General features: G+C 59.1%; 21 protein-coding genes. 9 read left to right on the top strand and 12 right to left on the bottom strand.

Translation table 11 applies throughout. The annotated features are described in order from the left end of the window. The first annotated feature begins 350 nt into the window (after positions 1-350). From PH562_RS20035 to PH562_RS20025, 3 genes are read left to right on the top strand one after another with little or no spacing between them, the layout of a single operon-like run. The gene (locus PH562_RS20035) at positions 351-1,847 is read left to right on the top strand and encodes a sugar ABC transporter ATP-binding protein (RefSeq protein WP_285175191.1); all 1,497 of its coding nucleotides are present in this window, start codon (positions 351-353) and stop codon (positions 1,845-1,847) included. 16 nt (positions 1,848-1,863) lie between these two features. Further along, a complete protein-coding gene (locus PH562_RS20030) occupies positions 1,864-2,934 on the top strand; it encodes an ABC transporter permease (RefSeq protein WP_075855867.1) in 1,071 nt (356 codons plus the stop codon). A gap of 40 nt (positions 2,935-2,974) precedes the next feature. Next, entirely contained in the window at positions 2,975-4,069 is a 1,095-nt protein-coding gene (locus PH562_RS20025) for an ABC transporter substrate-binding protein (protein WP_285175183.1), read from the top strand. Positions 4,070-4,127: 58 nt separating this feature from the next. On the opposite strand, the gene PH562_RS20020 is transcribed toward PH562_RS20025, so the two are convergent. From PH562_RS20020 to PH562_RS20000, 5 genes are all read right to left on the bottom strand, one after another. Next, a complete protein-coding gene (locus PH562_RS20020; protein ID WP_285175182.1) occupies positions 4,128-5,147 on the bottom strand; it encodes a LacI family DNA-binding transcriptional regulator in 1,020 nt (339 codons plus the stop codon). A 134-nt stretch (positions 5,148-5,281) separates the two neighbouring features. Beyond that, positions 5,282-5,614: a hypothetical protein gene (locus tag PH562_RS20015; RefSeq protein ID WP_113233234.1), complete on the bottom strand. Its 333-nt coding sequence runs from the start codon at positions 5,612-5,614 to the stop codon at positions 5,282-5,284. After that, complete coding sequence (locus tag PH562_RS20010) at positions 5,611-6,498, bottom strand: NAD(P)-dependent oxidoreductase (protein WP_285175178.1); 888 nt, start codon at positions 6,496-6,498, stop codon at positions 5,611-5,613. Before PH562_RS20010 ends, PH562_RS20015 begins: the two co-directional genes overlap by 4 nt. Before the next feature lie 2 nt (positions 6,499-6,500). Further along, positions 6,501-7,037, bottom strand: coding sequence for a gluconokinase (locus tag PH562_RS20005; RefSeq protein WP_285175176.1), 537 nt, complete (start codon positions 7,035-7,037; stop codon positions 6,501-6,503). Next, positions 7,006-7,764 carry an SDR family oxidoreductase gene (locus PH562_RS20000; protein WP_285175173.1) on the bottom strand — a complete coding sequence of 253 codons (759 nt, stop codon included), beginning with the start codon at positions 7,762-7,764 and terminating at the stop codon, positions 7,006-7,008. Before PH562_RS20000 ends, PH562_RS20005 begins: the two co-directional genes overlap by 32 nt. 86 nt (positions 7,765-7,850) lie before the next feature. Between PH562_RS20000 and PH562_RS19995 the strand changes: the two genes are divergently transcribed. Both PH562_RS19995 and PH562_RS19990 read left to right on the top strand, forming a co-directional pair. Next, entirely contained in the window at positions 7,851-8,798 is a 948-nt protein-coding gene (locus tag PH562_RS19995; protein WP_113233230.1) for a 2-hydroxyacid dehydrogenase, read from the top strand. Between the two features lie 10 nt (positions 8,799-8,808). Continuing rightward, entirely contained in the window at positions 8,809-9,840 is a 1,032-nt protein-coding gene (locus tag PH562_RS19990) for an L-idonate 5-dehydrogenase (RefSeq protein WP_285175169.1), read from the top strand. A gap of 59 nt (positions 9,841-9,899) precedes the next feature. On the opposite strand, the gene PH562_RS19985 is transcribed toward PH562_RS19990, so the two are convergent. After that, positions 9,900-10,319: a GlcG/HbpS family heme-binding protein gene (locus tag PH562_RS19985; RefSeq protein WP_285175166.1), complete on the bottom strand. Its 420-nt coding sequence runs from the start codon at positions 10,317-10,319 to the stop codon at positions 9,900-9,902. Between the two features lie 88 nt (positions 10,320-10,407). On the opposite strand from PH562_RS19985, the gene PH562_RS19980 reads away from it, so the two are divergent. Further along, the gene (locus tag PH562_RS19980; RefSeq protein ID WP_285175164.1) at positions 10,408-11,298 is read left to right on the top strand and encodes an SMP-30/gluconolactonase/LRE family protein; all 891 of its coding nucleotides are present in this window, start codon (positions 10,408-10,410) and stop codon (positions 11,296-11,298) included. Between the two features lie 186 nt (positions 11,299-11,484). Here PH562_RS19980 and PH562_RS19975 read toward each other — a convergent pair whose 3' ends face one another. Beyond that, a complete protein-coding gene (locus tag PH562_RS19975; protein WP_113233226.1) occupies positions 11,485-11,688 on the bottom strand; it encodes a hypothetical protein in 204 nt (67 codons plus the stop codon). A gap of 326 nt (positions 11,689-12,014) precedes the next feature. Between PH562_RS19975 and nrcR the strand changes: the two genes are divergently transcribed. Then, positions 12,015-12,371, top strand: coding sequence for a transcriptional regulator NrcR (gene nrcR / locus PH562_RS19970; RefSeq protein ID WP_113233225.1), 357 nt, complete (start codon positions 12,015-12,017; stop codon positions 12,369-12,371). 96 nt (positions 12,372-12,467) lie between these two features. Here nrcR and queE read toward each other — a convergent pair whose 3' ends face one another. The 4 genes from queE to PH562_RS19950 form a co-directional block, all read right to left on the bottom strand. Continuing rightward, positions 12,468-13,196, bottom strand: a complete 729-nt coding sequence (gene queE / locus PH562_RS19965; protein WP_285175159.1) for a 7-carboxy-7-deazaguanine synthase QueE — start codon at positions 13,194-13,196, stop codon at positions 12,468-12,470. After that, on the bottom strand, positions 13,193-13,549 hold the full coding sequence (gene queD, locus PH562_RS19960; RefSeq protein ID WP_285175154.1) for a 6-carboxytetrahydropterin synthase QueD: 357 nt from the start codon (positions 13,547-13,549) through the stop codon (positions 13,193-13,195). Before queD ends, queE begins: the two co-directional genes overlap by 4 nt. Further along, the gene (gene queC, locus PH562_RS19955) at positions 13,549-14,259 is read right to left on the bottom strand and encodes a 7-cyano-7-deazaguanine synthase QueC (protein WP_285175151.1); all 711 of its coding nucleotides are present in this window, start codon (positions 14,257-14,259) and stop codon (positions 13,549-13,551) included. Before queC ends, queD begins: the two co-directional genes overlap by 1 nt. A gap of 167 nt (positions 14,260-14,426) precedes the next feature. Beyond that, positions 14,427-15,533 carry an aldo/keto reductase gene (locus PH562_RS19950; protein ID WP_285175148.1) on the bottom strand — a complete coding sequence of 369 codons (1,107 nt, stop codon included), beginning with the start codon at positions 15,531-15,533 and terminating at the stop codon, positions 14,427-14,429. A gap of 132 nt (positions 15,534-15,665) precedes the next feature. On the opposite strand from PH562_RS19950, the gene PH562_RS19945 reads away from it, so the two are divergent. Together PH562_RS19945 and PH562_RS19940 are read left to right on the top strand one after the other, a co-directional pair. Continuing rightward, positions 15,666-16,562 (top strand): LysR family transcriptional regulator, encoded by an 897-nt coding sequence (locus tag PH562_RS19945; RefSeq protein ID WP_285175146.1) that lies wholly within the window; start codon positions 15,666-15,668, stop codon positions 16,560-16,562. 261 nt (positions 16,563-16,823) lie between these two features. Further along, positions 16,824-17,231, top strand: a complete 408-nt coding sequence (locus PH562_RS19940; protein WP_285175266.1) for a helix-turn-helix domain-containing protein — start codon at positions 16,824-16,826, stop codon at positions 17,229-17,231. 131 nt (positions 17,232-17,362) lie between these two features. Here the strand turns inward: PH562_RS19940 and PH562_RS19935 are convergent, their stop codons facing one another. Beyond that, on the bottom strand, positions 17,363-18,655 hold the full coding sequence (locus PH562_RS19935; RefSeq protein ID WP_285175264.1) for a TadE/TadG family type IV pilus assembly protein: 1,293 nt from the start codon (positions 18,653-18,655) through the stop codon (positions 17,363-17,365). Positions 18,656-18,798: the final 143 nt, after the last annotated feature.

Below are 18,798 nucleotides of genomic sequence, written 5' to 3'. Positions count from 1 at the left end.
TCAGGCTTCAATTATATTCCTGAAATTAAATCATCGCTCACATTATCGCCCGAAATAACCTCGGATAATAAGCAAAATCAATTCGCCAAACAATAAATATTACAATTGCAACCATATGGATATATAAGCATATCATCGCTATATACATTTTGCTTATACTTATATTATTTCATAATATGATCCGACCTACGGGAGTATATTTTACACCTAAACCAATCCTTCGGTTAATACGTCAATTTTGGCACATGCTGGCGCCAAGCGCCCCGGCATTCCTCAGGTGCCCTTGAGCCTCTTGACGGAATGTTATCGATAACATAGCCTCCTCTCATCGAAGCTTTGGGAGGAGCGGGATGGACGACGAAAAGCTGCTCGAATTTTCCGATATCACCAAGGAATTTGGCGGAACGCGCGCGCTGTCGAACGTATCTCTCGACCTGCGGCGAGGCGAAATTCTCGCGCTTCTCGGAGAGAATGGCGCGGGCAAATCGACGCTCATCAAGACATTGGCCGGCATCTACAAGCCGGATGGCGGGCAGATCCTGTTTCGCGGCAAGCCCTATCATCATCGCCCGCCACAACCCAACCAGCGCCAGCCGGTCGCCTTCATCCATCAGGATCTCGGGCTGATTGAATGGATGACGGTGGGCGAGAATGTCGGCCTTGCGCAGGGCTATTCCTTGCGCGGTAAATTGATCGACTGGCGCGCCACGGAGCGGCGTACCGCCGAGGCACTGAAGCTCGTCGGCTGCGATTTCGATCCGTCGACCCGCGTCCAGGAGCTGACCCGCACGGAAAAGTCGCTGGTCGCCATCGCCCGCGCGCTGGCCGTCGAAGCGGATGTGTTGGTGCTTGATGAACCCACCGCCAGCCTGCCAGCCGATGAGGTCGAGAAGCTTTTTGCCGCCATCCGCCCGCTAAAAGAGCGCGGCGTGGCGATGATCTACGTCTCGCATCGCCTCGACGAGATATTCCGTATCGCCGACCGCGTTGCCGTCTTGCGTGACGGTCAGCTGGTCGGCCAGAAGCCAATTTCCGAGACGACACCGGATGAACTCATCCGCATGATCGTCGGGCGCAAGGCGGACCAGCTGTTCGTCAAGGCAGAAAGAAGCGCTGGGCCTGCGATCGTTTCGGTCAAGGAGCTTTCCTGCCGCGGCGCAGGACCTGTATCCTTCGAGATTCGACAGGGCGAATTGCTTGGTCTCGTCGGCCTGCGCGGTGCCGGCCAGGAACTGATCGGACGCGCGCTGTTTGGTTGCGAGCCATCGCAGGGCAGCGTTCGCTTGAATGGGGCGGCACCTGACCTTTCCAGCACCGTCGCCGCGATGGCTTCAGGTATCGGGTTGATCGCCAGGGATCGGACGGAAGAGTCCGTCGCCATGTCGCTCAGCCTGCGCGAAAACACTTTCCTCAATCCGGGTGCCTCCGGACGAAGCCTGTTTTCGTTCCTGTCTCCACGCCGCGAAGCAGAAGCTGCTTATTCGCTTGGGAGCCGTGTCGGTCTCCGGCCCAACGATCAGAGCCTTGCCATCGAGGCGCTATCCGGCGGCAATCAGCAGAAGGTCGTTGTGGGACGATGGCTGACGACGGGCCGCAAATTGCTCATCGCCGAGGATCCGACTGCCGGCGTCGATGTCGGCGCTAAGGCCGACATCTATCGGCTGATCGCCGAAGCCGTCGAGGCCGGCCTTGCCGTTCTCGTCGTCTCCACGGATTTCGAGGAAATCGCTCACATCTGCCATCGTGCCCTGGTGTTTTCGCGCGGGAGGATCGTGCGCGAACTCAGCGGTACCGACCTTACAACGCCGGCGGTCATCGCCGCCGCATCTGCATCCGAAGCGGCCTGAACCGGAGGAGAACACCATGCAATCGATCGAATCCAACGCGCTCGAGCCGACCCGCGCCGAGCTTTCGGCCATGAGCTTCGGCCAGAAGATCCAGCGTCTGCTGCCCGTCTACGGCCTCGTCATCCTGACGGTCTTCCTGATCCTGCTTTTCTCCATTCTGCTGCCGCAGACCTTCCCGACGATGCTCAACCTGCGTTCGATCATTTCCGACAAGACGATCATCGCCATCCTGTCACTGGCAGCGATGATCCCGATGGCGGCAGGGCGCATCGACCTGACGATCGGCTATGGCATCGTACTCTGGCATGTGTTGGCGATCAGCCTGCAGACAATGTTCGGCCTGCCCTGGCCGGTTGCCGTCCTGATCGTCATCGCGCTTGGTGCGCTCACCGGCTTCCTGAACGGTCTTCTCGTGGAGATCGCCAAGATCGACAGCTTCATCGCGACGCTCGGCACGGGCACAGTCCTCTATGCCATCGCGCTCTGGCATACGGGCGGCCGGCAGGTTGTGGGCATGCTGCCGCAGGGGTTTTATGCACTGAACGGTACGATGGTCTTCGGACTGCCGATCACCGGCATCTATGTTCTGGCGCTTGCCTTCGTCATGTGGATCGTCCTCGAATATCTGCCGATCGGCCGTTACATCTATGCGATCGGCGCCAATCCGAAGGCGGCTGCGCTCAACGGCATCCCCGTCCGCCGCTTCGTCATCGGCGCCTTCGTCACCTCGGGCACCCTTGCCGCCATCGCGGGTGTCCTGCTGGCGTCCAAGCTGCGTATCGGTCAGGCAAGCGTCGGGCTTGAATATCTTTTGCCCGCGCTGGTCGGCGCATTCCTCGGATCAACCACCATCAAGCCGGGCCGCGTCAACGTCTGGGGCACGATGATCGGCGTCATCATCCTGGCGGTCGGCATTGCCGGTATCCAGCAATTCGGCGGCTCCTTCTATGTCGAGCCTCTGTTCAACGGCGTGACCCTGCTCGTTGCCATCGGCATTGCCGGTTACGCGCAACGCCGCCGCAGCCATGCAGGGCGCATGGCACCGGCCCAGGCACCGCAACTTTCCGCCAAGCCGGCGGAGAAATGAAGATCATCTGAAGTTCGAATGTCCAAAGGGAGGAGAAGACATGAACCGTAGACAATTCCTGCAGGTAACAACCGCTGCCCTGGTGCTATGTGCCGGGCAGGCCTATGCCGATCCATTGGCGGATGCGAAGGCTGTCGTCGAGAAATATGCCACGCCGGTCACCAAATGGGACGGACCGACCACGGGGCCGAAGGCGCAGGCCGGCAAAACCATCGTCGTGCTCGCTGGCGACCTGAAGAACGGCGGCATTCTCGGCGTCAGCAACGGTGTCGAGGAAGCAGCAAAGGCGATCGGCTGGGAGGTGAAGGTTCTTGATGGCGCTGGTTCCATCGGCGGCCGCACGGCCGCTTTCGGTCAGGCGATAGCACTGCAGCCTGCCGGCATCATCATCGATGGCTTCGACGCCGTCGAGCAGGCGCCGGCACTGGAACAGGCGAAGGCCGCCAAGATCCCGCTGGTCGCCTGGCATGCCGGTCCGGTGATCGGCCCGGACGACAAGAACGGTCTCTTCGCCAATGTCAGCACCGACGCCATGGAAGTCTCGAAGGCGGCTTCCGACTGGGCCTTCGTCGATGCCAAGGGCAAGCCGGGCGTCATTATCTTCACCGACTCCACCTATGCGATTGCCATCGCCAAGGCGGACAAGATGAAGCAGGAGATCGAAAGGCTGGGCGGCAAGGTGCTCGAATATGTCGACACCCCAATCGCCGAGACGTCGCAGCGCATGCCGCAGCTGACCACCTCGCTGCTGCAGAAATACGGAGACAGCTGGACCCATTCGCTTGCTATCAACGACCTTTATTTCGACTTCATGGGCCCTTCGCTTGCCTCCGCCGGCAAGGGCGGCACCGATGCGCCCATCAATGTCGCTGCCGGCGACGGCTCGCAATCGGCCTATGAGCGCATCCGCGCCGGCCAGTTCCAGAAGGTCACCGTAGCCGAACCACTTAATCTCCAGGGCTGGCAATTGGTCGATGAACTCAATCGCGCTTTCGCCGGCGAGAAATGGTCTGGCTATCTCTCGCCGCTGCACGTCGTGACGGCTGACAATATCCAGTCCGATGGCGGCCCGAAGAACACCTTCGATCCGGATAACGGCTATAAGGACGAGTATAAGAAGATTTGGGGTAAGTGATCCCAGTAACGGGAAGTGGCCTGGCCTAAAGGCCCGGCCACTTAATTCGCTAACAAGACTAAGCTCGACGGCTGCTATCGCGCGCAATCAGTTCAGGCAATATCCTGACATCGGGAACCGGCTGCGTGCCATCGAGAATATCCAGGATCAATTGTGCAGTCCGCTCGCCGATCTCACGCGCAAAGGCGTTGATCGTCGTCAATGTCGGCACGCAGACCTCGCCGATCTCATAATTGCCAAAGCCACCGATGGAAAAGCGCTCGGGCACCGGAATCCCGAGCCGCCGACATTCGGTGAGAGCGCCGTAGGCGGCAAGGTCCGAGACGCAGACGACAGCTTCCGTATCGGGATAGAGTTCGATCAGCTTCGCCATGGCATTGGCGCCTTCCCGCATAGAAATCGGCGGCGATCCAGCCGCGATCAGCCTGGTGGCGTCGAGCCCATGCGCCTGCATGGCAGCAATGAAGCCGAGCCTGCGTTCGCTGCCGCGTGAATCCCGCTGAACGTCACCACCGATGAAGGCGATGCGGCGACAGCCGAGCGCGACGAAATGATCGACCATATCGCGTATGACGGCTCTGTTGGAAAAACCGACATAGTGGCCGATCGGATCGGCCGGCATATCCCAGGTCTCGATCACCGGGATTGCCACGGTCTGCAGGAGTTTACGCGCTCGCTCCGTATGCGTGCCGCCGGTCACGACGATTGCCTGCGGCTTGCGGCGCAGCAGCTGCTCGATTAGCCGCTCCTCCTCTTCGACATCGTAGTTCGTATAGCCGAGCAGGATCTGCATGTCCCGCTTGGACAAGGTGTCCGAGAGGCCACCGACCGTATCGGCGAAGTTGGCATTGTTGATGGAAGGAATGGTGACGGCGACAAAGCCGGACTTTTGCGAACGCAGGTTGGAAGCCGTGCTATCGAAGACGTAGCCCAGCTCCTCCGCCGTTCGCAGGATCGCCTCGCGCGTCTCCGGGCTGACCAGGCTATCGGCCTTGAAGGCGCGCGACACCGTCATCGGAGAAACTCCCATGACGCGGGCTATGTCCGCCATCGTTGGCGTTTTGCGATCGTTACTCATCAATGGCCTATGTTATCGTTACCATCAGAGTAATATGCCTCTTCCCAGAATAGCAAGAGGCCCATTCAGCTATCCCGCCATGCGCGCAAGACGCCACCGGCGCGGCACCTGGGAAAGCGTCCTGCGATGGCGGTCTAAAGCTCAAACTCATGCGCCAGCGTCACATGATGATGGATGCGTCCTTCGAAAAAGCGCGAGAGGACGGCTTCCGTCGCCGCACGCGCCTCGGTGCGCACCGGGCTTGCAAGAGCCTTCTCCACGGCGGCCATGTCCGGATAGTTGACGGCCAAAATCATCGGGAACTCCGGGGCGCCTTCGTCGCGCGCCTCGGCAAAGGTAACCCGCACATCGAGAGCGCCGGGAAACTGTTTCCACTTCGGAAGAATGGTTTCCATGACGGCCGTTCGGAATGCCTCTGCTTCCCCATCCCTGACTTTGCCTTCGAATAATGCGTATCGGGTAATCATCCGGCGATCTCCTTGTTCGGCCCTTTGAAGAATTCCATCAGTGCCGCCTGATCCTCACCGCCAAGCCCGGAAGCCGTCAGCATGCGGTGTATCTCGGCGCAGACCGCCGTCAGCGGCATGGCGGTATTGGTTCGGCGGGCCAGATCCTGAGCGCCGTTCAGATCCTTGACCATGTTGTCGATCCGGCCGGTGCGGCGATAATCCCTGGCGACGTAGCGCGGCATATATTCCTGCAGAATGGCGCTGTCGGCCCGCCCGCCCTTCAGCGCCTGCGGGATTTTCGCGGCATCGACGCCGGCATCGAGCGCCAGTTGCGTCGCTTCCGCGACCGCAAGGAAGTTCAACGCGCAAAGAACCTGATTGATGAGCTTCGTGGTCTGGCCAGCACCGACAGGACCCATATGCGTATAGTTCGAGGCCACATGGCGCAGGACCTGATGCGCATCCGCGACGTCCTGCTCGCTGCCACCGGCCATCAGCGTCAACTGCCCGATCAGGGCCTTCGGTGCTCCGCCGGATAGTGGGCTATCCACCCAGCGCAGCCCCTTTTCTGCCGCTTGAGTAGCAAGTGCCTTGGTGGCATCGGGATCGATCGACGACATGTCGATGATCAGCGTGCCCGCTCTTGCACCCGCGGCAACACCTTCGGGTCCGAAAACAGCGGCATGGACGATCTTCGGCGAATTGAGACTGAGGACGATAAAATCAGAAACGGCAGCTGCTGCCGCTGCACTCGGGGCTGCCGTAGCGCCTTTTGCGGTCAGCACCGCAACCTTCTCCTTGTCGAGATCGAAAACCGTCAGCTGATTGCCGGTCTCCACTAGGCGGGCGCCGATCGCTCCGCCCATAGCGCCGGCGCCGATCAGCGCCACCTTGTTGCTCATGATTACGTCTCCTCCAATGCAATGATGATGGCCGCTACGACTTGATCCAGCGGCTGATCGATATCGACGGTGATCGCCTGCTCGTCGGTGCCCGGCAGCTCGAGCGCGGCAAATTGACTGTCGAGCAAAGCCGGCGGCATGAAGTGATCCCGCCTTGCCTGCAGACGCCTCAGGATCGTTTCCCTTGAACCGGCCAGATGGATGAACGAAACCGGCGCTCCGACCACCTCGCGGATCCGGTCACGATAGATGCGCTTCAGTGCCGAACATCCGATCAATGCCGTTTCATCCGCCAAGGTCAGGCACCGACCGATCTTGTCGAGCCAGGGCCATCGATCGGCATCCGTCAGGGGAATGCCGGCGCTCATCTTGGCGACGTTGGCCGCGGGATGAAGATCATCCCCATCGACATAGATGCCTCCAAGGCGAGCGGCCAGCGCCGACCCGACCGACGACTTCCCACAGCCGCTGACACCCATGATGACGAAGCGGCGCGGCAAAGCGCCATCAAAGCGAAGCCGTGATGCCGCCGTCGACATAGAGCACATGACCGTTGACGAACGAGGAGGCATCGGAAGCAAGGAAGATGCAGGCGCCGACCAATTCATCGACACGACCCCACCGGCCGGCCGGCGTACGCTTTTCCAGCCACGCCGAGAAATCGGCATCGGCAACGAGAGCTGCGTTCAACGGCGTGTCGAAATAGCCTGGCGCGATGGCGTTGCATTGCAGCCCGTACTTCGCCCAATCCGTCGCCATGCCCTTGGTGAGATTGCCGACGGCACCCTTGGTTGCCGTGTATGGGGCAATCGACGGCCGCGCGAGCGCCGTCTGCACGCTTGCGATGTTGATGATCTTTCCGGCGCCGCGCTTGATCATGTGACGGGCGACCGCCTGGCCGACATTGAAGACGCTCGAGATGTTCGTCCGCAGCAGCCGCTCGAAGGCATCGGCGGGAAAATCCTCCAGCGGCGTGCGAAACTGCATGCCGGCATTGTTGACGAGAATATCGATCGCGCCGATATCCGCCTCGAAGGCATCGACGGCCTGACGCGAGGCGTCATGATCGGTGGCATCGAATGGCAGCACATGCACCTTGCCCGCAAAGCCCTCAGCCGCCTTGACAAGCTTTTCCTTGTCGCGCCCGTTGAGCACCAACTCGGCGCCGGCATCCGCCAAGCCGGTGGCGAGCGCAAGCCCGATACCTTGGGAAGAACCCGTCACCAGGGCGCGCCGCCCTTTCAGATCGAAAAGACCGAGAGACATCGTTTCCTCCGTTTTTTATCTCGACATTGGTCGCCTCCCCCGTTTATGTTATCGATAACATTTGATGTCAAGGGAGGATGCATAAGATGAACAAGCCACCGATCCTGCAGATTGGCCCCTACCCGCAATGGGATCAAGAGCCGCTCGACGCAGCGTTTCAGGTTCATCGCTATTTCGAGGCTGCCGACAAGGACAAATTGCTCGCCGAGGTCGGACCATCGATCAGGGGTATTGCGACACGCGGCGAACTCGGTGCCAACCGCGCCATGATCGAGGCCTGCTCCAAACTGGAGATCATTTCGGTCTATGGCGTGGGCTTCGATGCCGTTGATTTGCAAGCCTGCCGCGAGCGCGGCATCCGCGTCACCAACACGCCCGACGTCCTGACCAATGATGTCGCGGATTTGGGAATCGCGATGATGCTCTGCCTGTCGCGCGGCATGATCGGTGCCGAAACGTGGGTGCGTGACGGCAGCTGGGCCGAGAAGGGGCTTTATCCCCTCAAACGCCGCGTCTGGGGACGGCGTGCCGGCGTGCTCGGCCTCGGCCGCATCGGTTTCGAGGTCGCCAAGCGCCTAAAGGGCTTCGATATGCAGATTGCCTATTCGGACGTCGAGGCGAAATCTTACGCATCAGACATGACCTTTGTCGCCGATCCCGTCGAGCTCGCGACAGAATCAGATTTCCTGTTCGTCACGCTCGCCGCTTCCGCCGCGACACGTCATATCGTCGGTCGTAAAGTGATCGAGGCGCTCGGCCCGGAAGGCATGTTGATCAACATCTCCCGCGCGTCCAATATAGACGAAGACGCCCTACTCGACGCGTTGCAAACCGGCAGGCTCGGATCGGCAGCCCTTGACGTCTTCGAAGGCGAGCCAAAGCTCAATCCGCGCTTCCTGACACTCGACAATGTGCTGCTGCAGCCCCACCATGCCTCCGGCACGGTTGAGACGCGCAAGGCCATGGGTCAGCTGGTTCGCGACAATCTCGCCGCTCATTTCGCCGGCCAGACGCTGCCGACACCCGTTCTTTGAGGAGGAAGACATGAAGGCCATCATCGCCCACGCCGCCAAGGATGTGCGGATCGAGGATTATCCCGAGGAAGAACCGGGTGCGGGAGAAGTGAAGCTGAAACTCGCAACTGGCGGCGTCTGCGGCAGCGACCTGCATTACTACCATCACGGCGGCTTCGGCACTGTGCGCCTGAAAGAACCGATGATCCTTGGGCATGAAGTCAGCGCGACCGTCATCGCGCTCGGCTCCGGCGTGCAAGATCTCGAGATCGGTCAGCTCGTTGCCGTCTCCCCCTCGCGCCCCTGCCGGACCTGCCGCTACTGCCTGCAGGGATTACCCAATCAATGCCTCAACATGCGCTTCTATGGCAGCGCCATGCCCTTCCCGCACATCCAGGGTGCGTTCCGCGAGACGCTCGTCGCCGATGCCATCCAATGCGTGCCGGCCGATGGCTTGACGCCGGGTGAAGCGGCCATGGCGGAACCCTTGGCCGTGACCTTGCATGCCACGCGCCGTGCGGGCGAGCTTCTCGGCAAACGCGTTCTCGTCACTGGCTGCGGCCCGATCGGCGTTCTCTCGATCCTGGCCGCACGCCGCGCCGGTGCTGTCGAGATCGTGGCAACTGATCTTTCGGATTTCACCTTGTCGCTTGCCAGGCAAGCGGGTGCAGACAGGGTCATCAATACGAAGGACGAGCCCGAAGCGCTTGCCGCCTATTCCGCCGACAAGGGCACTTTCGATGTGCTCTACGAATGCTCGGGCGCTGCTGCTGCCCTCGCCGGCGGCATTGCCGCGCTGAGACCGCGAGGGATCATCGTCCAGCTTGGTATCGGCGGCGACATGAGCTTGCCGATGTTGGCGATTACGGCCAAGGAACTGGAATTGCGCGGCTCTTTCCGCTTTCACGAGGAGTTTGCCGTCGGCGTCGATCTGATGCGCAAGCGCCTCATCGATGTACGGCCGCTCATTACCCACACGGTACCGCTTGCCGACGCGATCGGCGCCTTCGAGATCGCTTCGGATCGAAGCCGGGCCATGAAGGCGCAGATCGCCTTCAGCTGAACGGACGCGGCGCGAAATCCACTCGATCGAAAGCGAAGATGGATTTCGCGACCGTTCGTTCAATCAAGATCGGCGCCGATCGCTTTGAGCGCGGCGCGGGCAATTTGCTCATCTTGCTCGCCGGACCCCGAACCGACACCGATACCGCCGACAAGCGTGCCGCCGACACGGATTGGCAAGCCCCCGCGCAAACCCGTCATACCGCCATGGGTCGCGATTGCCAGCGGCACGCGCGCATGTTCCGGCAGCGAATGGCTGGCGCCGCCAATCGAAGCAGCCGTCTGGGCCTTGGCAGTGGCGCTTTTCAGCGACTGAAAACGCGAACCGCGCATGCGGAAGCAGCCGAGCGTCACGCCGGATTGATCGACGATGACGATGCATTGCGGCTGGCCCATCGCGGTCGCCGCTGAAATGGCGGCGTTCAACAAGGTCATCACCCCTTCGTCACTCAAGACGCTCGACGTCAAAACGTGGCTCATGCACTATCCTCCTCATTGCGGACTCATTGGGATATGTTATCGATAACAGATCAATCTGCGATCTAACATTATGGGAGGTATTGTCACAATGTCGTTCTTCGAAATCATCGACCCCGCTTTCGGGAAATTCGTTCTTGGCAATGCTCCCGTCAAGCAGATCGCCACCGGTTTCGACTGGGTGGAAGGCCCTGTCTGGTTCGGAGATCTGAACTGCCTGCTCTTTTCGGATATTCCCAACAACCGCATCATGCGCTGGATACCGGGGCTCGGCGCTAGCGTCTTTCGCGAACCGTCGAACTTTTCGAACGGCCATACGCGCGATCGGCAGGGCCGGCTTGTGAGCTGCGAGCACGGGGGCAGACGCGTCACGCGGACCGAATATGACGGCTCGATCACGGTTGTCGCCGACCACTATCAGGGCAAACGCCTGAATTCACCCAACGACGTGATCGTCGCCTCTGATGGCGCCATCTGGTTCACCGATCCGCACTACGGCATTGCGACGGATTATGAAGGATACAGGAGTGAGCAGGAGCTGCCCTGCAATGTCTATCGCGTCGATCCCGACGGCTCCATGCAGGCCGTCCTGACGGATTTCAACTGCCCGAACGGGCTTGCCTTCAGTCCGGACGAGACGAAGCTTTATGTGGCCGATACCGGTCGTATGCATGGTAACGATCCGCAGCATATCCGGGTCTTCAATGTCGGTGAAAACTGGCAGCTGTCCGGCGGAGAGGTATTTCATGCGATTTCACCGGGCTGCGCCGATGGCATGCGCCTTGATAGCGATGGCAATCTCTGGTCGTCAGCGGCCGACGGCGTGCATTGCATCGCCCCCGACGGCCATCTCATGGGCAAGATCCTGGTGCCGGAAACGGTCTCCAACCTCTGCTTCGGCGGCCGCGGCAAGCACAAGCTGTTCATGACTGCGACGACCAGCGTCTATTCGATCTCGCTCAACCGAAGCGGCGCAATTTAACGCCAGGTAGGACCGCATTGCGAAGCGATCCGTAGAGCGGCGCAGCAACAGGGACAGCCTATCGAGGCTTAGGAAAAGCCAGCGATCTTGGGCTGCGTCAACACCGGTAGAAGGTTTATAAACGGAAATGCTGCAACGACAATTGCCAGGATTATCCGGCGATTGTCGCTGTCAGATAATGGGATATCAACGCAAGTCGGCTTGCGGTACGGAACGTGCCGTCACATGTGCAATCGATGCAAGATCGGCCGACAAGGCGCGTTCTTGCCTGCGCGCAGCATCTTGCAGCAGATCCGCCATCCGGGTGACGGATATGCGATCTGCGCGCATGACCTGGCGGATCAGCGGATCTTTAAGAACTTCGGCGATCGTCAAGTCCCTTTGGGTCATGGTTACCTCCTGTTCGCTAGCGCAGAAGATAGACCGCTTAATTAGCAGTGCGATGTCAAAAGCCGGACAAAAACAAGGCAGTTCGTTCAATTTTGTTACAGATTCATTGCAAATCGAACGGAGAGACATATTCCCAAAATACAATAGGACCCTAGTTGTCGGCTGAGGAAGGGTTGATCAATTGCGATCAGCCTTCGTGGGAGGGCCGTTTGCTCAGCGAACGCGCAAGGTTTTTGCAATAATTTAGGCCATAATTTTGCAACTTTTGCGTTTATAGCTCGCGATGCTGGGGGCTCTATAATGTAACACCAACGATCGGCCGCGCGATGTACTCAGATCAGTCCACAGAAGACGAGCGTCTCATCTATCATGCAGATCTTCTCAGCCAGCTCTCCAATCCCAAGCGCCTGGAGGTCTGTATTCATTTATCCGGCCATGAGGAAGATGTGAACAGCCTGGCCAAGAAGCTGGGAATATCGCAATCGGCGCTCAGCCAGCACCTGACCCGCCTGCATCATTCCGGTATCGTGAAAGTGCGCCGCCAGGCGCAGTTCAGATATTATACCTGCGATCATCCGGGCGTCCTTCAGATCCTGAAGACGCTTGCCGGGATTTTCGATGCCGAACTCAAACCGGCGACGGCAAAGACCGGCGACAACGACGATCACGACAAAAAATCATGACATAGGGTCGATTGCCGCTTTGCCGGCTTCGGCCCCCAAATGCGAATTCGGACGTTGACGGATGGCGCAGGCATACTATGGCCCGATTGCAATTGCTCAAACGCCGCGCCTGTTTCCCCATATGATCACGTGCAATTGCGGCAGCACCCTTGCCTCGAACCATCGGTCATTGCCGACCTTTTCCACGAGCCAGCGCATCCGTTCGACGATGCCGTCGATATCGACAAGCGCGTCTTCCGCATCGGCTGGCGGCGGCGTGTGATTGCCGGGTTGCAGATAGACAGGCAGTTGAGGATAGCGAGCGGCCGCTTCCTGCGCATATTGATAATCGAGATCGTCGAATATGACGATCTTCAAAGCGATTTGCGGTCCGTCGCCTGCCATGCGCAGACAGTCGTCGAAGGCGGTCCAGTCCGTCGTCATGCCACTCGAAGGTGGCTTCGGGCTGAGCACCAGCACATCGAGTTCGGCAAACCACTCCTTGGCCAGGCTCCCTTGAGTCTCCAGCGCGAAGCGATATCCCTCCGCACGACCGCGCGCAATCAGCGGGCCAAGCGGTTGAATCGCGGGATTGCCGCCGGAGAGCGAGATGGTGAGCGGCTTGCCGCCGGAAAGCTTCGTCACCTCCTGCCAGATTTCATCGGCCGACATTGGCCGCCATTGATCGCGATAATCGCTGTCGACGGCATGCAGCGTATCGCACCAGGAACAGCGATAGTCGCAGCCGCCGGTGCGAACGAAAATCGTCGGAAGGCCGATCAGGATCCCCTCGCCCTGGATCGTCGGCCCGAAGATCTCGCTGACGCGAATGCGCGCTTCGCTCATGGCCGGTATTCCGCCCAGGTCTTCGGCGTCTCGCTGACCCGCACAGCGGATGCTTCCGGCAATCGTTCCTTGCACCAGTCGTAGAAATGCTTGGCGAGATATTCGGATGTGACGCGATCGTGTCCGAAGACATCGTTTAGATGACGATGATCGAAGGTTTCATCGATATAACGCTTTAACGGCTGTAGCTCATGATAGTCCCGCACGAAGCCGTTCTGATCGAGCTCGGCGGCCGAAAGCTCCACCACGACGATGTAATTATGCCCGTGCATGCGCGCGCACTGATGATCACCGGGCAGATGCGAGAGTTGATGCGAGGCGGAGAAATGGAATTCCTTGGTGATGCGATACATCACTTCACCTCTTCGGTCGAAAAGCCCGATGTCGCAGCAATCCAGAAATCGGCATCCTCGTATTCGGTCGGATCAGCAATGCCGGCGAGATGAAAGGCTTCGCGCCGTTCCACACAGGTGCCGCAGCGCCCGCAATGGTGCTCGCCGCCCTTGTAGCAGGACCAGGTTTCGGCAAAGGGGGTTTCATGCCGGGCACCGTCGGCAACGATATCCGCCTTGGAAATCGTCACATAGGGCGCGTAGAGCGAAACGCTAGCATAGCCGTCGAGCGCATGATTCTGCATCTGCTGGAAGGCGTCGATGAAACCCGGGCGACAGTCGGGATAGATAAAATGATCGCCGCCATGAACCGCGACGGCAACAGCGTCTGCCTTTTGCGCAGCCGCAAGCCCGAAGGCGATCGCCAGCATGATCGCATTGCGGTTCGGCACGACCGTCGCCTTCATGGTTTCCTCGGCATAGTGCCCGTCCGGCACCTCGACATCATCCGTCAGAGCCGATCCGGTCAAATGCTTGCCGATGGCGGTGATGTCGATGATCTCATGCGGCACACTGAGACGCTTGGCGCAGGCGCTGGCGAATTCCAGCTCCTTGCGATGTCGCTGGCCGTAGTCGAAGGAGACGAGTCCGATAAGGTGATGTTCGGCCGCGACCTTATGGGCGAGCGAAACAGAGTCCAATCCGCCGGAGCAGATGACGATAGTCTTCATAATATATGATCCCTTGTTTTGACCGGGTGGGCTGCGACCGGATTTCATGGCTCTTCAAAGCCACGGCCGGCTCCCTAGCAGCAGAACCGGGAGGAAACAAGGCACTCCGCAACATTTCATGGCAACGCGCCGGCGCCTACCGGCACGCTGCGTCTTTCGCGAGGCCGTCAGCTGACACCCGCAAACTTCCCCGAAATATTCAGATCGGGATAGTAACCTGCCGGCTTGCCGCCGACCGTCTGGCCGCCCGTCAGGCTGCCCTGGATCTCGGACCCGAAGAAGGAATAGGGGAAAGTCGCCTGCAGGGCGCTGACCTCGTTCAGGCGCCGCCGTAGTTCGTTCGGTATCGTGAACTCAAGGGCACCAAGATTGTCCTTTAACTGTTCCAGTTTCGTGGCACCGATGATGATCGAGGCAAGGCCAGGTTGGGTCATCGCCCAATTGACGGCCACCTGCGCCATGCTGCGGCCGAGCTCGGTCGCCACCTTCTCCAGCTCGGCTACGATCGCCCAGTTGCGCTCGTTGAATTTCTGGAAGCCTGGATTGGTCGTACCACGCACGGTTTCGAGCCGGCCGGCGGTCTGCCCCTCACTGCTCGGCCGATATTTGCCACTCAGCAGACCGCTCGCAAGCGGGCTCCAGGCCATGATGCCGGCGCCGTAACGCGTTCCGAACGGCACGAATTCATTTTCGATGTTGCGTTCGACCAGCGAATATTCGAGCTGAAGTGCGGAGATCGGCTCGTAGCCGCGATGTTCGGCGACCGCCTGGGCTCTGCTGGCGTACCATGCCGGAACATCGGACAAGCCGACATGCCGCACCTTGCCGGAGCGGACGAGGTCATCGAAGGTTCGCATCACCTCCTCGGGCGGCGTCAGGCGATCCCAGCAATGCATGAGATAGAGATCGAGGTAATCCGTGTTGAGCCGTTTCAACGACCCTTCGACGGCCCGCAGGATATTCTTACGGCCATTGCCGGCAGCATTCGGCGTTTGGGCGGTAAGATTCATGGTGAACTTGGTTGCGATGACGGCGTCGTCGCGAGAGCCACGCTCGGCGATGAACTCACCGAGCCAAGCCTCAGACGTTCCGCCCGTATAGGCATCGGCCGTGTCGAAGAAATTGCCGCCGGCATCGACATAGCCATTGAAGATCGCCCGTGCCGTCTCCTTGTCTGCCCCCCAACCCCATTCCGTTCCGAAGGTCATGGTGCCAAGGGCGAGCCGTGTTACCTTCAATCCGCTATTGCCCAGCGTATAAAATTCCATGCTCATCGCTATGCTCCTCTTTAGCTAACCCGGCGTCTCGACGACCGGCCAGCAATGTGTGATGCGCCCAGAGTCGCTGTTTTCGAGCCATTCGATAAGGTCATATAATTCGCATGCATTATGCGATATGGTGCAGCAATGGATCGCGATCTGCTGACACATTTGCCCATAGTCGCCGCCGTCGCACGCCGCGGAGGATTTGCCGCCGCCGCAAGCGAACTGGGTATGAGCGCATCGGCCGTTAGCCACGCCGTTCGGCTCGTGGAAGAACGGCTCGGCCAACCCCTCTTTGCCCGCACGACGCGCAGTGTGGCGTTGACCGAGTCCGGCAGGAGCCTGATCGCCACCATTACTCCAGCGCTGCAGGACATTCACGACCGCATTGAGCGCATCAAGGCCGTCAAGGGCAGACCAAGCGGCCTGTTGCGAATCAACGCATCGCGCATCAGCCTGCCGCTGGCACTCACCCGCGTGATCGCAGCGATGGCCGAACGCTATCCCGAAGTCGAAGTGGAAATCTTCTCCGATGAAAGGCTGACCGATATCATCTCCGAGGGTTTCGACGCCGGCATTCGCGTCGGCGAAATGATCGCGCAGGACATGGTTGCCGTTCGCCTGACCCCTCCTTTCCGATCCGTCGTCGTCGCCTCGCCCGCATATATCGGGCGTTTCGGGCGTCCAAACACGCTTGCGGATCTCTCCGACCACAATTGTATCGGCTACCGCCTGATCCGCTCCGGAGGCCTCTATCAGTGGGAATTCGTCGAGGATGGGCGGGATGTCGCGGTGGCGGTGAATGGCCAGGCGATCGTCACCGAATCGCATTCGGCTATAGAGTTGGCCATTGCAGGCGTGGGATTGGCCTATGTCTTCGAACCGCTGGTGAAGGCGGAGATCGCATCCGACAGGCTCGTCCACCTTTTAAGCGACTATGCCGTGACGGAAGCAGGCCTTTTTCTCTACTTTCCGCGCCGTGCCGAGCTGGCCCCGAAGCTCAGGGCTTTCATCGACACGGTGCGACAGCTCAATCGCTGAGTCGGCCCCTCGTCTGGGCAAAAAGCGCCATTTGCTTCCCTTCGACATGCTAACGAATGGTCAAATCGCGCAGCCATTGTACCGAATACGCATGAAATGCAGCGCTGGATCGTGATCCAAGTGAATCGCGATTGCCGTCTCCCACCTCACCCGGCAGTCATAGACGGAAAGCTCGCCAATGAGAGGCGCGCGGGGGTCGGGGCATTCATCCTCACCTCCCGTCGGTTCGAGTGGCAGCTTCCCGGTCTGAAAGAGGAACTCGTGCAAGATATTTCGAAGAGAAAGCAGCCAAGCCCCATCGATATCGAAGTCGGCAAACGCATCCGCGCGCAACGGCGCCTGCTGGGCATGAGCCAATCGGCACTTGCCGAAAAACTGGGCCTGACCTTTCAGCAGGTTCAGAAATACGAAAAAGGCGCTAATCGTGTCGGTGCAAGTCGACTGCAACATGTTGCCGACTGTCTTAGTGTCCCGATCTCGCACTTCTTCGAAAATGCAGTCTTCGACAATCCTCTTTCGACCGAGGAAGCAAGAGTGATCCGCAACGACCTCGTCGGCTTCATTTCGTCCGAAGAAGGTATCGAGCTCAACCGAGCCTTTGCAAAGATCAAGGATGTGAGGACCCGCCAGAAGATCGTCGGCCTGCTCAAGTCGCTGGCCTTGACTTAGAGCAACTCCGGAATAAGTGCGCGGCAGCTTTCCGTCCGAATTTACGAACACAGTGATGAAGCGGTTTGGCGGTTCCGTGAAACGCCAAACCGCGTCGGCCTTCATTGCCCAGACAATTCAATGCTTGGCTGTCAGCTTGTAATGCGCGGCGTACGAATGACCTTGAGGAACAAGGCGTTCATTGCGTCGGTGATGCCTTGTGTCGGGCTCACCTCGAAATAGAGGCCGGGTGAGGCGCAAGTCTGCAAATGGGTGCCGATTTGCGATTGGAACGGCGCGATCCATTGATTGTACCAGCCATTTGTCGGCAGGGGAAAATAGGTCGTATAGAGGATTGCGATCTTGATGTTCTGGTTTTTCAACGGCTGACAGAAGGTAGTGTCGAGCGGCTCCTGACAGCGCCCGCCGGTGGTCGGCTTGGTACAAGTGGTGGGCTTGTTGCTGTCGCCGACGCCGTCAGTGACAAGGAAGAGAACCTTCTGACGATCGGAGCTGGTTTTTCCGCTGCCGCCGTTGCCGATAATTGGCGCGAGCTGCGTCAGCATCGTATCGAAACTCGTATCCTGGTCGTTGTTATAGCCTTGTTTGGGAACAGCCATCAGGTCTACCGCACTGGTGGCTTTGCTAACCTGCGTCATATCGGATAAGAGCGGCGATACGTTGGTCAAGCCAATATGGTCGGCGTCGGGACCGAAGGTATAGACGGCCATTCTGTATTGATCAGGTGTTACTCGGTTGTGCACGGCAGTATCGGTCAGCGACTGCGTTGCCTGGCGGACGACGTCGATACGCGTATTGATCTTCAGTACATTCTTCGCAAGATTGTAATAGTCGTTCGTTGAATTTTGAATATGGCATGCAAAGGCGCAGCTATCGGGCGTCTTCGACACCATCGTTTTGATGTCGTCCAAGGTCGCGACAATACCCATGGAAGGTGTATTGTCCAGCAGCATATAGAAATCCATGAAATTCGCCGTCTGATACTGCGCGGATGCCGAACCGCTGACGGGGATGGATGTTTTTCCGATAACCTGGCTCAGCGTCGTCGGCACGTTCGTGGAAAAATTGACCGTCGATGAGACGATATTTCCCGTGCGCGTTACCGCGGCGCTGACGCTGACCGGTATGTTCTGGAGGTCGCTCGAGGCCTGGCCGAGAAAAAGCTTGTTGGCATCGCTCTGACCGATGGTAACGGTGCCGTCGCTCGTCATGGCCATGGCAGCCGCAACCGCCGGAGATGAATCCGCGATTGCACCGACCGCAGCAGCATCGGCGGCATTCTGCAATTCCGTTCTGACGAGCATCGCATTGGTGACATCGAGCGCTAGGCCCCCCACCGCGATCAACGGAACGGCAATCAATGCCGTGGTGATCCCGAAATTGCCCGACCGATCCAGAAACAGCCGTCCCGCGAGCGTGCGCACGACATCAAGCGACTTTGGCGAAATTGTAAATCTCTTCACAAGCAAGCTCTCTACATTACAAGTTGCAGCATCAAAACATTCGTCAAACGAAAGTATTATTACTTTCAAATATACTTATGTATATTATATTCAATAAATATTGA

The sequence above is a fragment of the Rhizobium centroccidentale genome (genome assembly GCF_030182565.1).
Classification (GTDB): domain Bacteria; phylum Pseudomonadota; class Alphaproteobacteria; order Rhizobiales; family Rhizobiaceae; genus Rhizobium.
The sequence above is the reverse complement of the archived record's forward strand: the minus strand, read 5'-3'. Positions and strand labels throughout refer to the sequence as shown.

What these genes read in the sequence shown, in the direction of transcription:
- PH562_RS20035 (WP_285175191.1), top strand. Translation starts at nt 351, where the DNA reads ATGGACGACGAAAAGCTGCTCGAATTTTCCGATATCACCAAGGAATTT.
- PH562_RS20030 (WP_075855867.1), top strand. Translation starts at nt 1,864, where the DNA reads ATGCAATCGATCGAATCCAACGCGCTCGAGCCGACCCGCGCCGAGCTT.
- PH562_RS20025 (WP_285175183.1), top strand. Translation starts at nt 2,975, where the DNA reads ATGAACCGTAGACAATTCCTGCAGGTAACAACCGCTGCCCTGGTGCTA.
- PH562_RS20020 (WP_285175182.1), bottom strand. Translation starts at nt 5,147, where the DNA reads ATGAGTAACGATCGCAAAACGCCAACGATGGCGGACATAGCCCGCGTC.
- PH562_RS20015 (WP_113233234.1), bottom strand. Translation starts at nt 5,614, where the DNA reads ATGATTACCCGATACGCATTATTCGAAGGCAAAGTCAGGGATGGGGAA.
- PH562_RS20010 (WP_285175178.1), bottom strand. Translation starts at nt 6,498, where the DNA reads ATGAGCAACAAGGTGGCGCTGATCGGCGCCGGCGCTATGGGCGGAGCG.
- PH562_RS20005 (WP_285175176.1), bottom strand. Translation starts at nt 7,037, where the DNA reads ATGTCGACGGCGGCATCACGGCTTCGCTTTGATGGCGCTTTGCCGCGC.
- PH562_RS20000 (WP_285175173.1), bottom strand. Translation starts at nt 7,764, where the DNA reads ATGTCTCTCGGTCTTTTCGATCTGAAAGGGCGGCGCGCCCTGGTGACG.
- PH562_RS19995 (WP_113233230.1), top strand. Translation starts at nt 7,851, where the DNA reads ATGAACAAGCCACCGATCCTGCAGATTGGCCCCTACCCGCAATGGGAT.
- PH562_RS19990 (WP_285175169.1), top strand. Translation starts at nt 8,809, where the DNA reads ATGAAGGCCATCATCGCCCACGCCGCCAAGGATGTGCGGATCGAGGAT.
- PH562_RS19985 (WP_285175166.1), bottom strand. Translation starts at nt 10,319, where the DNA reads ATGAGCCACGTTTTGACGTCGAGCGTCTTGAGTGACGAAGGGGTGATG.
- PH562_RS19980 (WP_285175164.1), top strand. Translation starts at nt 10,408, where the DNA reads ATGTCGTTCTTCGAAATCATCGACCCCGCTTTCGGGAAATTCGTTCTT.
- PH562_RS19975 (WP_113233226.1), bottom strand. Translation starts at nt 11,688, where the DNA reads ATGACCCAAAGGGACTTGACGATCGCCGAAGTTCTTAAAGATCCGCTG.
- nrcR (WP_113233225.1), top strand. Translation starts at nt 12,015, where the DNA reads ATGTACTCAGATCAGTCCACAGAAGACGAGCGTCTCATCTATCATGCA.
- queE (WP_285175159.1), bottom strand. Translation starts at nt 13,196, where the DNA reads ATGAGCGAAGCGCGCATTCGCGTCAGCGAGATCTTCGGGCCGACGATC.
- queD (WP_285175154.1), bottom strand. Translation starts at nt 13,549, where the DNA reads ATGTATCGCATCACCAAGGAATTCCATTTCTCCGCCTCGCATCAACTC.
- queC (WP_285175151.1), bottom strand. Translation starts at nt 14,259, where the DNA reads ATGAAGACTATCGTCATCTGCTCCGGCGGATTGGACTCTGTTTCGCTC.
- PH562_RS19950 (WP_285175148.1), bottom strand. Translation starts at nt 15,533, where the DNA reads ATGAGCATGGAATTTTATACGCTGGGCAATAGCGGATTGAAGGTAACA.
- PH562_RS19945 (WP_285175146.1), top strand. Translation starts at nt 15,666, where the DNA reads ATGGATCGCGATCTGCTGACACATTTGCCCATAGTCGCCGCCGTCGCA.